Origin of the sequence: Pseudomonas sp. RA_105y_Pfl2_P56, assembly GCF_963970845.1 — a bacterium.
GTDB classification, from domain to species: Bacteria; Pseudomonadota; Gammaproteobacteria; order Pseudomonadales; family Pseudomonadaceae; genus Aquipseudomonas; species Aquipseudomonas baetica_A.
Window position 1 is genome coordinate 54,468 of record NZ_CAXAPL010000013.1, and the last position, 12,004, is coordinate 66,471.

The 12,004-nt window shown below is 60.9% G+C and carries 9 protein-coding genes; all 9 read right to left on the reverse strand.

Annotated features, from left to right (window positions below; translation table 11 throughout):
* Nucleotides 1-39 precede the first annotated feature (39 nt).
* On the reverse strand, nucleotides 40-696 hold the full coding sequence (locus AACY11_RS11375; RefSeq protein WP_339494787.1) for an alginate O-acetyltransferase AlgF: 657 nt from the start codon (nucleotides 694-696) through the stop codon (nucleotides 40-42).
* Nucleotides 697-710: 14 nt separating this feature from the next.
* Nucleotides 711-1,886 carry an alginate O-acetyltransferase gene (locus AACY11_RS11380; protein ID WP_339494789.1) on the reverse strand — a complete coding sequence of 392 codons (1,176 nt, stop codon included), beginning with the start codon at nucleotides 1,884-1,886 and terminating at the stop codon, nucleotides 711-713.
* A 10-nt stretch (nucleotides 1,887-1,896) separates the two neighbouring features.
* On the reverse strand, nucleotides 1,897-3,462 hold the full coding sequence (locus tag AACY11_RS11385; protein ID WP_339494791.1) for an MBOAT family O-acyltransferase: 1,566 nt from the start codon (nucleotides 3,460-3,462) through the stop codon (nucleotides 1,897-1,899).
* A 132-nt stretch (nucleotides 3,463-3,594) separates the two neighbouring features.
* Entirely contained in the window at nucleotides 3,595-4,719 is a 1,125-nt protein-coding gene (locus AACY11_RS11390) for a mannuronate-specific alginate lyase (RefSeq protein WP_221729955.1), read from the reverse strand.
* Nucleotides 4,720-4,727: 8 nt separating this feature from the next.
* A complete protein-coding gene (locus AACY11_RS11395; RefSeq protein ID WP_339432066.1) occupies nucleotides 4,728-6,188 on the reverse strand; it encodes an alginate O-acetyltransferase in 1,461 nt (486 codons plus the stop codon).
* Between the two features lie 10 nt (nucleotides 6,189-6,198).
* Nucleotides 6,199-7,770: a mannuronan 5-epimerase AlgG gene (gene algG / locus AACY11_RS11400; RefSeq protein WP_339465855.1), complete on the reverse strand. Its 1,572-nt coding sequence runs from the start codon at nucleotides 7,768-7,770 to the stop codon at nucleotides 6,199-6,201.
* Between the two features lie 26 nt (nucleotides 7,771-7,796).
* Entirely contained in the window at nucleotides 7,797-9,284 is a 1,488-nt protein-coding gene (locus tag AACY11_RS11405; protein ID WP_339494793.1) for an alginate export family protein, read from the reverse strand.
* Nucleotides 9,281-10,786 carry an alginate biosynthesis TPR repeat lipoprotein AlgK gene (gene algK / locus AACY11_RS11410; protein ID WP_339494795.1) on the reverse strand — a complete coding sequence of 502 codons (1,506 nt, stop codon included), beginning with the start codon at nucleotides 10,784-10,786 and terminating at the stop codon, nucleotides 9,281-9,283. The genes AACY11_RS11405 and algK overlap by 4 nt, the downstream gene beginning before the upstream one ends.
* Nucleotides 10,787-10,801: 15 nt before the next feature.
* A complete protein-coding gene (locus AACY11_RS11415; protein WP_339432070.1) occupies nucleotides 10,802-11,971 on the reverse strand; it encodes an alginate biosynthesis protein Alg44 in 1,170 nt (389 codons plus the stop codon).
* Nucleotides 11,972-12,004 lie beyond the last annotated feature (33 nt).

Sequence of the window (12,004 nt, forward strand, 5' to 3'; positions counted from 1 at the left end):
CCCTCCCACAGCGGGGACGGGGTCAGTCAGGAAAAATGATTAGCGCGTCGACACCGGGCGTTTCACCCAGACCGGCGACAGATTGCTGCCGTTACCGGTGACGTACAGCACCGCGGCTTCACCGCGTTCCAGCGCGACCGGTTTCACGTCGCTGACTTTTTTGTCGCCCTCAAACAGCGCCAGGCTGACTTTCACTGGATTGATTTCACGTTCGCCACGGCCCTTGGCGGCGACGCTCTTGACCACTTCGGTCTTGCCATCGGCGGTTTTCAGGGTCAGCGGTTTGTCGCTGAGGTTCTGCACGCGCACCAGGGATTTCTGCTTGTTCTTGAACGGCGGCTCTTCAATCAGTTGCGGCGCGCCGGCAGCGTTGTTGACCAGGGTGTAGTAGTGGTCACCGGCGAGTTTCACCGCCAGGCTCTGGCTGCCGACTTTGGCGCTGTAATCGCCGCCCGGCATGAAGCTGAAGTCGCTGCTGGCCAGTGGTGCGATATCGCTCAGGCTGGTGCTGCCGACAGTGGCGCTGACTTCGGCGTTGCTGGCGTTGTAGACCCGCACGAAGGTCGAGCCTTTCGGTGCGGTCGGGCCGTAGAGCGCGGCGTCGCCACCGGCAAAGGCCTGGACCGACAGCACGCTCAGACCTGCAACCAGTGCAATGCGTTTCACGAGACTTTGATGATTGGTAGTGAAAGTCATGGTGTACCTCTCTTTCAGTTTTGCGCCCGGTCGGGCGTCTCGGATTGAGTGTTTACAGCGACGTTTTGTTGGCGGGCGCCGGCTTGTTTAAGCTCTGCGACCCACTGCGGGTCGGCGTCGCCGATTTCGTTGTTCACAGGCAGATAACGTTCAGGAAACTCCCAGATCAGCACCTGTGGCGGGCTGTTCTTGAAGTCATCGCTTTTGAGGTAGCTGAGCATCGGTCGAATCGGGCCGTGGCCGTCCTCGGCGTAGCTCACCACGTCGCTGTGCAGCGCTTGTTTGAGTGCACCGACGAAGTTCCAGTTGGGGTTGGCGCTGTAGCTGGTGCCGACCAATGCGACCGGTACTTCGTTGTTGGCGAAGAGGGCGTCGTCACCGGCCGGCTGATCACCCGCGGCCACGGTGTTGCGCTTTTGCAGTGGCTCTTGCGCCGGCATCAGGTTTTCGAACAGCGGGTCCAGCGGCAGGAACAGACGCAGGTCGCCCTTGTGCGTGACCTTCTCGGCCGGCGTGGTGACAAAGCGCTGCGGCTCGCCGCTGAGCGGGAACTTGTCGGCGATGGTTTTCGCCAGGGTGTTGGCCGCAACCTCGGCGCCCTCAGGCGTCCAGTGCGTGTCGGTGCGCAGGAACACTTGCTGACCGTTCTGCTTGGCCTGTTGCAATGGCTTGAGCAGGTCGGGGGCGAGGATCTTGTCCGCCGCCACGCGGGCGTGGAAATCCTGATAGAGGTTTTCGTGGATGCTCGCCGGTTTCACTTCACCCAGGTGCTCCGGGTACAGGCGAACCTTGGCCGGCACGATCGCCATCACCAGTTTCACGCCTTTGGCTTTCAAGGTCTGGCGCACGCCTTCGACCAGCGCGTAGTTGCCTTGCAGGTTCAACTCTTCGTTGACGATCGGGTTGAATTCCTCGTCGCTGTACAACCACTGATCGCGACCGAGCACCACGCCCGGACGACCTTCGTTGAACAGTTTGAAATCCAGCGCGGCCCAGAGATTGGTGCCCAGACGCTTGATCGGGAATTCATCGTCGTAATGGGTTTCCACGGCTTTGGTCCAGCGGCCGTTGAGCACCGTTGCATCGGCATTGGTGCTAAAACCGAAAAAGCTGCGCACTGACCACAGACCCAAGACCAGCAGAGTCACCAGGAACAGGGCGATGTAGAAAATGCGTAATGAGCGGGTCATGTCAGATCCCTCAGAACTGGAAGTAAAGGAACGGCGAGAAGCTTTGCGCCGAGAGTTTGAGAATCGAGGCGATGAACAGCAGCAGGATCAAGCCGCGCATCACGTAGCGTGACCAGTCCGCCGTCCAGTAGGCCGCTTGCACCTGGGCTTCAACGCCGACGGTGTAGCCAGGCTCGTGGATGCTCGCCGGGTTTTCGCCGGGGGCAGCCTTGATCATTCCTGGGGTCGCAGCGGCCGGGCCGTCGGTTTCGACGTTGACCGCTGGCTTGGTTTTGACCGGAGGCTGGTTGGTGTACAGATCACGCAGACCGAAGAACGCCAGCGTCACGTAAGCCACCACCAGCGTCGCCACTTGCAGGCCGGTGAGGCTGGCCTGATTGAGTTCCGACAGCGACCAGTCGCCGAAGCTGAACATCGCGCCGTACATGCGCCCGGCAACGTGCAGGTTCTCGGCACGGAAGATCACCCAGCCCATCACCACCAGCAGGAAGGTCAGCGCCCAGCGGATCGGGTTGAGGCTGCGCGGCGAGGTACTCAGGCCCAGCGCTTTTTCAATCGCCAGCCACATGCCGTGCCAGGCGCCCCAAACGATGTAAGTGATGTTCGCGCCGTGCCACAGACCGCCCAAAAGCATGGTCAGGAACAGGTTGCGATAGGTCATCAGCGTGCCTTTGCGGTTACCGCCGAGGGTGATGTAGAGGTAGTCACGCAACCAGGTCGACAGGCTGATGTGCCAGCGGCGCCAGAACTCGGTGATCGACTGGCTGATGTACGGCTGTTTGAAGTTTTCCATGAAGCGGAAACCCATCATCAAACCCAGGCCGATGGCCATGTCGCTGTAACCGGAGAAGTCGAAATACAGCTGCGCGGTGTAGGCCAGCGCGCCGAGCCAGGCATCGCCCGTGGTCGGGTTTTGCAGGGCGAAGCAATGGTCGGCCACCACCGCGAGGGTGTCGGCGATGAAGACCTTCTTGATGAAACCCTGCATGAACCGCGTGCAGCCTTCGGAGAATTTGTCGAGGGTGTGCGTGCGGTTGTTGAACTGGTCGGCCAGGTCACGAAAACGCAACACCGGGCCGGCAATCAGGTGCGGGAAGATCGCCACGAACGCGGCAAAGTCGATCAGGTTGCGCGTGGCCGGGGTGTCGCCGCGATACACGTCGATGATGTAGCTGATCGACTCGAAGATGTAGAACGAGATACCGATCGGCAGCAGTACGTGGGTCAGGATGAACGGCTCAAGACCGACCGAGGTCATCATCGCGTTGATGCTGTCGACGCCGAAGTTGGCGTATTTGAAGTAGCCCAGGATGCACAGATCCACCGCGACGCCGGCCAGCAGCCAGCGCTGGGCCGGTTTGGTACGCACGCCGGCGGCACCGACTTTGAGGCCGATCCAGTAGTTCCACAGCGTCACCGCTGCAAACAGGGCGAGGAAGTCCACGCGCCACCAGGCATAGAACACGTAGCTGGCGATCAGCAGCAGCAGGTTGCGATAGCGTTGCCCGCTCAGGTAGTACAAGCCGAGAAAGATCGGCAAGAACAGAAACAGGAACACGTTGGATGAAAATACCATCCCGATCTCTCCATGTTTGAACCAACAGTCAAGGGCCAAAGCCCCCCCAAACCCCCCGTGAAAATTCAGGGGGCGACATCACTTCACTGTGAGAGCGAGCAAGCCCGCTCCCACAGGGGATTGCATTCCTTCTTACGAACCCTTGTTGCCCTTCTCATGCGCCGGGTCGTAGACCTTGGTCAGGTCGCCACCCAGGCGGAAGGTCTTGAACGGTTGCATCCCGTGCTTCTTCTCCAGCACATCCGCCGAGCAGGTGTAGAGGGTGCAGAACGGTTCGAGCCAAGCGAATTTCATGTCCTCTTTCAGGTCGGTCATGTCCTGTTTTTTGCCGTTCTTCTTCTCGAATTCATCCGGGTTTTTCACCCCGGACAGCACGCGATCAGCCAAGCGTTTCAGTGCGCCATTGTTTTCCTGGCGCAGATCGACACCGTTGACCTGGGCGAAACTGGCGATCATCGCCAGCGGCGGTAGGGCGTAGTTGTGATAGGCGAGGGCGCGTTGCTGGCGCTTGAGTTCGTTCGGCAGGTAGCCGTCGGCGTCGATCTGATTGGCGCCGACCTTGTATTCCTTCACTGCCCAATCGAACAGGTCGCGGCGGTTGGTCGCGACCGACGTCGCCATCACCGACCACGCCGCCCAGTAAGAGTGGTTGTTGGTTTTTTCCAGCGGCAGATTGTCCCAGTCGCTGACCACCTGATCGGCCATTTTGCTGAACCAGGCTTCGATCACCTGCGCTTGCTGCTGATGCTCCGCCAGTGGATGCGAGTCGGAGAATTTCAGGCGAATGTACGAAGAGGCCATGCTGCCCAGCGCCCATTTGCGCATCGATTTGCCGGTGTGGTTGAAGTCTTTCGACATCAAGGCGTCGGACTTGGCCCACGCGGCCAGCCAGTCCAGCGTGCAATCGAGCTGCTCCGGGCGACCATCACGCATGAACTGCATGACGCGTTTGGCGGTGCCGCGTTCCAGCGTGGTGATGTCTTTGGTGGTGTCGCGGAAGGCTTTTTCCGATTGCACATTGAGCGTCGCGCGGGCCTTGTCCGAGCCTTCGTATTTGCTGCGAAATTGCAGCGGGCCGGTGTACGGCGTCGGCATTGCGTCGCAGCCTTCGCTTTTGTCGCTGGTCTTGAATTTATCCACAGGGGCGAAGTAGCCCTGAGGTGGACGCAGTGGCGCCGCGGCCTGAGTCGCCCCGGCGAACATCGCCAGGGTGAGCAGGGATGGCGCAAGCAGGTGTTTGATCGTTCGATTTCGCATAGCAGACCTCATTGCCCGACCTGAGCGGTGTGTTGCCCAGCGCCCGGGAATACGTTGCGTTTGCAGATTTTCGCTTCGACTTTCTGTGGCGCGGTGCCCGCTTCGGGGCCCTGAACTTCGACTGCCAGCAGGTTTTGCGAGCCCCAGTCTTCGTCGGTGCGCAACTCAAAGGCGAAACGACCGTCGGTGTCGGAGGTTTCCGGTTTCTCGATCTTGATGTCCTCGTGGCGACCGTTCATGTACCAGAGGGTGGCTTGCAGGGTTTTCACCGAGGTGTCGGCGAAACGGATGTCGACCTGATGACTGCTGTTTTGCAGGTTCATGTTTTTGCTGTTGACCAGCAGTTCCTGTTTGCTGCCCGGTTTCAGCGTGGTGCTGGCGCTCATCTGAGCGTCTTTGCCTTCGCAGCCGTTATCGAGCAGCGCCATCATCTGGCGGTAGATGGTTTCCTGATCGAGGCGATACAGCGGCGAGAACTCCCAGATGAGAATTTTCGGCGGGCTCTTCTGGAATTCGTCGCTGCCCAGGTACTGCAACATCGAACCTTCCAGACCGCCGCCGGGGAAGGCAACGTTGAGAATGTCGGCACCGATGTCTTCTTGCAGGAAACCGGCGAAGTTGTAGTTCTTGCCGCTGTGAGACGTACCGACCAAGGTGATTTGCGGGTTGCCGGAATCGCCGAACAGATCGCCGTCAGCGGCCTCGCCTTTCGGCTCGGTGGTGAACTGATCCATGTACTGGATCGCGTAACTGGTGCCGCACAGTTGCCCGGCCATGTTATGCAAAGTGCCGGTTTTGCCCATGCGGCCGGACCGCTTGGTCTCGAACTCACGCTTGGGAATGTCGGCGAAGGCCGGGATCTGCTTGACCTTCTCGGCGACGATTTTTGCCGTGCGCTGCGCGCCGTATGGCGTCCAGTGCTGGTCGCCACGGAAATAGAAATCGTGGGCGGGCAGGGTGTCCGGCAGCGATTCGTTGGTCAGCGGCGACAGGTCCGGCACCACGTAGCCCATCTGCGCAAAACGGCCGAGCATGGTCTTGTAGTTGCCCAAAGCCTTCTCGTAATCGAACGCGGCTTTTTCCTGCGGGTTGAGTTTGTTGCGGTTCACCAGGCCCCGGGTCGGTTGATAAACGATCACCAGTTCCACGCCTTTGCTCTTGAACGCATCGTGCAACTGTTGCAGGCGCTTGTAGCCGGCCGGGGTGGTGTTGAATTCGGTGCGCAGGTCTTCCTGAGTCCGGAACAGCCAGTCGCCTTGCGCCTGCACCAGGGTGGTGAAGTTCTGCTGATAACGCGTGGTGTAGTTCTTCGCGTCATGGGCGGCCGGGCACAGGTTGCAGCACGGCTCGGCGGTGAACCTGGGCGGGGTGACACCGGCAGCCTCGTCGGCGCGAGCGCCATTGCTGGCGGCCAGAATGCCCACGGTCAGGGCCGACAGGCTGAGTAATCTGATCAAGTGTGGGTGCATAAAATTATCCTCAGTCCTGCAGTTCGGTCTGGCGTTCGACAGGGTCGATCAGCACGGCTTTCTGCTGGCGCACCAGCAGGTCGAGAATTTCATCCTGGCGCTCGCCGAGGATGCCGTTGAAGCTGATGCCGCTGGATTTGGTCGGCGCCAGCATCGACACGCGATACAGCTCGACACTCAAGGGCGAATCGATCGACAGCGGGCCGCTGCCGTTGGCCGCGAGTTCACCGCCCACCACGATCAGCGAGACCTGGGCGTCGAACGGGTCGAGCTTGATGTCACGGTCGGTGTCGGTCAGGTCTTTGATGTGGCCGTAGACGCCGGTCAGGCCGTTGGCCATGGCGATGTTCTCGTAGAGGCGGATGTTCACGCTGTTACGAATGCGGATGCCGTGGCGCTTGTTGCTGATGACCTTGTTGCCCCACAGCAGGTTGTCGGCGGACTCGTAGAGGGTGATGCCGTCGGTGTGGTTCTTGTAGATCTCGTTGTAGGCCACGATGTTGTTGACGCTGTTACGGTCGATCACCAGGCCCGAGAGGTGGTTGTCGTAGCTTTTGTTGTTGAAGATGAAGCTGTCGTTGACCTCACGGGAAATGATGATCCCGTGCTTCTTCTTCGTGCCGTGAACGGTGTTCTGGGCAATGATCAGGCCGTGCGAACGGTCATGCGGGTCGATGCCGTAGACGATGTTGTCTTTGTAGGTGTTGCCCTTGACCACGAAGTCGCGGGTCTCGTAGCAGTAGAAGCCGTACCACATGTCCGAGAACTCGGAACCGACGATCCAGCCGGTAGGCTCGGGACGCTTGAGTACCTTGGCCATGTTCGGCGTGTACTGGGAAATGCTCACCCCGTACGACTTACTGTTGGCGTAGCCGAAACTGGCCATTTTGCTGTTGACGATGTAGGTCTCGGTGCCACCCCAGGCGAGCAGGAACGGCCGGAATTCCTTCGGCGAACGGAAGGTCGCCGGGCCGTTGTCCTTCTCGCGCCAGCCCGTGACTTTGGTGTCACGCACAAACAACTGGCCGTCGTTGACCAGGAACGAACCGGCCTCTTGCGACAGGCGCAGCTCCTGGGTCTGGCCGTCGATTTCGAGGATGCCTTTACGGCCAACCACGATCGGCAATTTGGCCAGGTACACGCCCGGTGAGGTTTCGCTGAAGTACTGCTTGGGCAGCTTCTGCGCCAACTCTTTGAGGTTCATGTAGCCGTCGTCGACGAAGATCGCCTGCGGGATGCCGTGCTGACGCACCACCCATTCAGCCATTTTGTTGTCGCCGCCGATGAAGTCCTTCAGGGCGTCTTCCTGCATCATCCGGCGCACGCTGATCTTGCCCGGTTGGCTACGGACGATTTTCGCGGCGGCGGCTTCGGCGGTGTAGCCGGAGAGGTCGGGCAGTGTCGGCCTGGCCAGTTCCAGTTCCTCGGTCGGCGCGCTGCTGACGGTATAGGTCTTGGCTTGCTGCAACTCTTTGGCAACGGTGACAGGCTTTGCCGGCGCACCGGTGGCGAAGGCGCCAGCGGAGGACAGCAGCAGGGCGCCGGCCAACAGGCTGAGCGAGCCTTTCCTTGCGTTATTCATGTCGGGCACTCCCTTCGCGGTTTGCATCAGAAGCGCCAGATCACGTCGATGAACGCGCGGTGCATGTACGAATCAACCTGCTTGCCGTAGGCGTCGCCCGGCTTGAACACGCCACCACGCAAACGCACCAGCGCCGAAGGTTCGTCGATCGACTGGCTCAACGCCGCCGGCAACAGGCCTTGCTTGAAGTACTTGGTGACCACCAGATCCATCTCCTGACCCAGATCCTTGTTGCCGTCTTCAAGCGGCAAAGAGGTGCTGGAAAGGATCGCGCCAGTGACGTCGTCGGTGTTGTTTTGCACGGCGTTGATGCCGTTGCTGCCGACCGGTTTGCTACCGTCGACACGCCAGAACTTGTGGTAGATCAGGCTGGCGTCGTACTCGTCGTTGAGCATCCACGAACCGAACAGGGTGGCGGTCTGCATGTTGTTCATTTCGCCACGGAAGGCTTCGCCGAAACGGTGAACGCGCGAACGCGTACCGGTGTAGTTCGAGCGGTTGCTTTCCAGGCCGTTCTGTTCGTAATCGGCACTGGCGCGGGCATACGCGGCACCGACCTGCCATTGCGGATCGAGGCGCAGACGCACACCAATGTCTGTAGCCCAGCCGTTGACGTCATCGCTGCGTTTGGCTTGCGCCGGGCGTGAACCATCGGCGTTGAGGGCGTTGACCGTGTCGCGCTCGCCGCTCATGCCGGTGATGCTGCCCCAGTAGTTGACGGTGTTGGTGTTGCGCCAGTTGTAGGCGTCGCTGTCGGCGGTCAGGCCGAGCCAACTGATGTCGCCGTTCTCGGTCTTGTCCAGCGAGTCGCGGGGCACGCCCGGTTCGGCGTAATCGAGCTTGCCGTCGTCGTGGGTGTGGTGACCGCGAATGCCGACCCATTGCCCCGGTGTCCACTGGTAAGCGGCATCGGCGTAGGCGTGCAGGCGATCCTTGTCTTTGGGCGCCAGCTCTTTGAGGTCGGTGCGGTATTCGCTGAAGCGTTCGGCAACACCGGCGTTGGCGCGCAACAGGGTGGTGTCGAAGGTCCAGTTCAGCGCTTCGATGTTGGTGTCGCGCCATTGGCCGTCGTCATTGCGCAGGCGCTGGCGACCGAACTTGAGCATCTCGCCCGGGTAAGGGGTGAGGCCGCTGTAGCCGACCCAGAACTCGCGCATTGCCAAGTAGTTTTTCTTGGTCTTGCGGTCACCGTTGTCGGTGGTCTGCGTACCTTCGCTGTCGGACTGCTGCAGGGTGTCGGTCTCGATGATGTCGGTCGAGGTCACGGCCTGACCCATGGCGTAGGCGCTCCACGCGCCGCTTTCGCCGTAGACCCACGGACGCAGGTCGAGCCCGAGGCCGTTGACGTCGCCGCCACCGGCGGTGCCGAGGTCGCGGTCGTCTTCGGACTGGCCGGTGATTTTCACTTCCAGGCCGAAGTTTTTGCTTTCAGTCATCGCAGCCAGTGTCGGGCAAGACCAGATCAGCGCGAAAGTGAGGCCAATGCCGGCCTTCACGAATGGATTGAGCTTCATAGTTTTTCCTCGCCGTCTTCTTCTTGCAGGGCGTGCAGTTGCAGCGTGTTCGGGTTCAGGGCACCACGACTGGCCTGCTCTTGCTGCAGCAGGTGCTGGGCTTGGGCCAGATGCTCGGGCGGCAATTGCGCCTCGAGGGTGGCGGCCAGTTCATTGGCTTGCGGGGTGTTTTGCGCCTTGGCCAATTGGCTGAACACATAGGCGTTGACCGGGTCGGGCTGGGTGCCTTTGCCTTGGGAGAACAGTTGGGCGATGGCGAAGTCGGCGCTGTTCTGGCCGTTGCGCGCAGCGGTCAGCAAGTGGTCGAGAGCCTTCTGCGGATAGACCTTGCCCAGGTAACCACGGCGATAGATCTGGCCGAGGTAGTAATCGGCGGCGACTTCGCGGCCGACGGCTTTCTGGAAATGTTCCTCGGCGACTTTCGCATCGGGCGGGACCATTTTGCCTTCGTAGTAGAGCTTGCCCAGCAACAGTTCGGCACGCGGCTGGTCGGCGGCGCGGCCGTTATCCAGGTACTGCATCATCTGATCGATGTCGCCCAGTTCCGGGAAGTCGTAGAGCAATTGCGCAAGCGTCACCCACGATGCCGGGTAGCCCGGAGCAATCGGTTCGAGCAACGACTGCGCGGTTTTTTCGTCGGTCGTGCCCAGGGTCGGATCGGCCAGCACACGGGCGACCGAATCGACGCGTTGAGCGGTGACGGTGCCACGGCTGTAACCGGTCTGCATCTGCTTGATCAGCTCGGCCTGTTGTTCAGGCTGGGCACGTTTCTGATAGACCGTGGCCAGTTCGACGTAGCAGATGTCGGTGGTGTTGAGCGCGGCTTTGCAGATCCTTTCCACGTCATCCAGATGCTGGTCGTAAGTGCCTTGGGTGCGATAGAGCAGCACTTGGGCCAGACCCGCCTCGGGGTAACCGGATTGGCGCCACTGATCGATCTGTTGCTGAGCGTTGATGTTCGGAAAACTGTGCGGGTATTGCAGGTACAGCATCGCCAGCGGGATCAACGTGTTGCCTTCGCCTTGGGCGGCCGCCTTTTTCAGCAGGCTTTCGGCCTCCTGACGCTCGGCTTCGGTGGAACCGGGTTTGGCCACCAGCAAGCGGCCGAGCCGCGCCTGGGCTCGCGATGAAACACTGGCCGCTGCGCGGTAAGTCGCTTCGGCCTGTTTCATTTGCTCGGGGTCGTGGCTGTCGACCTGAATATCAGCCAGGCCCACTTGCGCTTCGCTGTAACCCAGATCGGCCAGTTGCTGATAGTTCTGCGCAGCGGTGGCGGTGTCGCCACGCTTGAGTGCTTCGTTGGCCAGGCGCTGGTCGGGCAGGCCGGCGCAACCGGCCAGACTGACCGCCAATGCCACTGCACACAGCGGCCCCATGTGGGAGCGGGCTTGCTCGCGAAAGCGGTGTGCCAGCCCACATTGATTTTGAATGTTCAACCGCATTCGCGAGCAAGCCCGCTCCCACAAGGGCTGCGGCGTGTTCAACAAAACAGGAATCGTCACAGGCATGTCCTCGACTTAAAGACCGGCAGCCATGGCTTTGTCGATCAGCCAGTTCAGGTTCGGGCCCCGGTCGCTGTTCACTTCCACCGGGCGGCCGGCGAAGCGGCTGTCGAGCGGCTCGTCAGGCTGGATCTGCACGCGGATGTCGGAGGACAGGTCTGCGCTTTTCAGGCTGGTGCTGCTGACAATCTTGCCGGTGCGGGTCTGGTCTTCGCCGGCGATCTGGAAGCTCACAGGCGTACCCGGACGCACGTCGCCGAACTGGCGATAGGAGAACCGCGCATCAACGGTGGCCTGGGTGTTGCGCGGCACCAGTTGGAAGATCACGTCGCCCTTGCTCGCGTATTGACCGTCGGCCACCAGTTGCTGAGCCACGGTGCAGTCGCACGGCGAAGTCAGGGTGCCGGTCATTTGCTTGCCGAACAGTTCCTCGACCTTGGCCGGGGTCAACTGGTCTTCTTCCAGGTGGCCCTTGAGCACGTCAAGCATGCTGGTGCTGAACGTCGCCAGTGGTGCACCTTTGGCGGCGACGCCGTCGGACTTGACCAGGCTCTGCACGGTGCCGTCACGCGGCATGGTGATGTTCATCCCCGGCACGCTGACCAGGCCAGCCTGCGCGTGGCTGACGAAGTACATGCCGTACACCGATTTGAAAATGAAACCGGCGGCGACCAGGCCGACGACAAAAACACCGGCGCTGAACGTCACGGCTTTCAAACGGCCGAACGGCGTCATGCCGGAGCCGCTGTCCTTGACCTTGCGGGCCTTGGTGAAGTTGTCGCGCTGCAGGGTCGCCAGCACTTCACCCATGCTGACGATGTCGCCAGCCAGGTGCGAGGTGATCAAGTGGCGCAGGGTGGAGATATCCTGCGGCTCAAGGTTCTGAAACTGGCAGCCAACGCGACCGCTCGGGCGGTCGTAAGAGCGAACCTGCAGTTCAACGTCCATGGCCAGGCCGAGGTTGTCGATGACAAATTGCAGGCGGGCCTTGTACACCTCGCCGATAGTCAGTGGCAGTTGCCCGGCGTTGAACGCCAGGCCGCCGGCCGAGAGGTCCAGGACCCGCGTTTCAACGGGCGCCCGGTCAGGGCCGAAGAAACGCAGTTTGGCCGGGATTTTCACGCGGGCGTGCTGACGCTGGGCTTCGGATTCATGCACTACATTGGCGTTGACGGCGGTATTCATAGGGGCGATTTCCTTGTTAATTCAAGAGGGGCG

Coding starts and splice junctions, on each gene's coding strand:
- AACY11_RS11375 (WP_339494787.1), bottom strand. CDS start 696: ATGACTTTCACTACCAATCATCAAAGTCTCGTGAAACGCATTGCACTG.
- AACY11_RS11380 (WP_339494789.1), bottom strand. CDS start 1,886: ATGACCCGCTCATTACGCATTTTCTACATCGCCCTGTTCCTGGTGACT.
- AACY11_RS11385 (WP_339494791.1), bottom strand. CDS start 3,462: ATGGTATTTTCATCCAACGTGTTCCTGTTTCTGTTCTTGCCGATCTTT.
- AACY11_RS11390 (WP_221729955.1), bottom strand. CDS start 4,719: ATGCGAAATCGAACGATCAAACACCTGCTTGCGCCATCCCTGCTCACC.
- AACY11_RS11395 (WP_339432066.1), bottom strand. CDS start 6,188: ATGCACCCACACTTGATCAGATTACTCAGCCTGTCGGCCCTGACCGTG.
- algG (WP_339465855.1), bottom strand. CDS start 7,770: ATGAATAACGCAAGGAAAGGCTCGCTCAGCCTGTTGGCCGGCGCCCTG.
- AACY11_RS11405 (WP_339494793.1), bottom strand. CDS start 9,284: ATGAAGCTCAATCCATTCGTGAAGGCCGGCATTGGCCTCACTTTCGCG.
- AACY11_RS11415 (WP_339432070.1), bottom strand. CDS start 11,971: ATGAATACCGCCGTCAACGCCAATGTAGTGCATGAATCCGAAGCCCAG.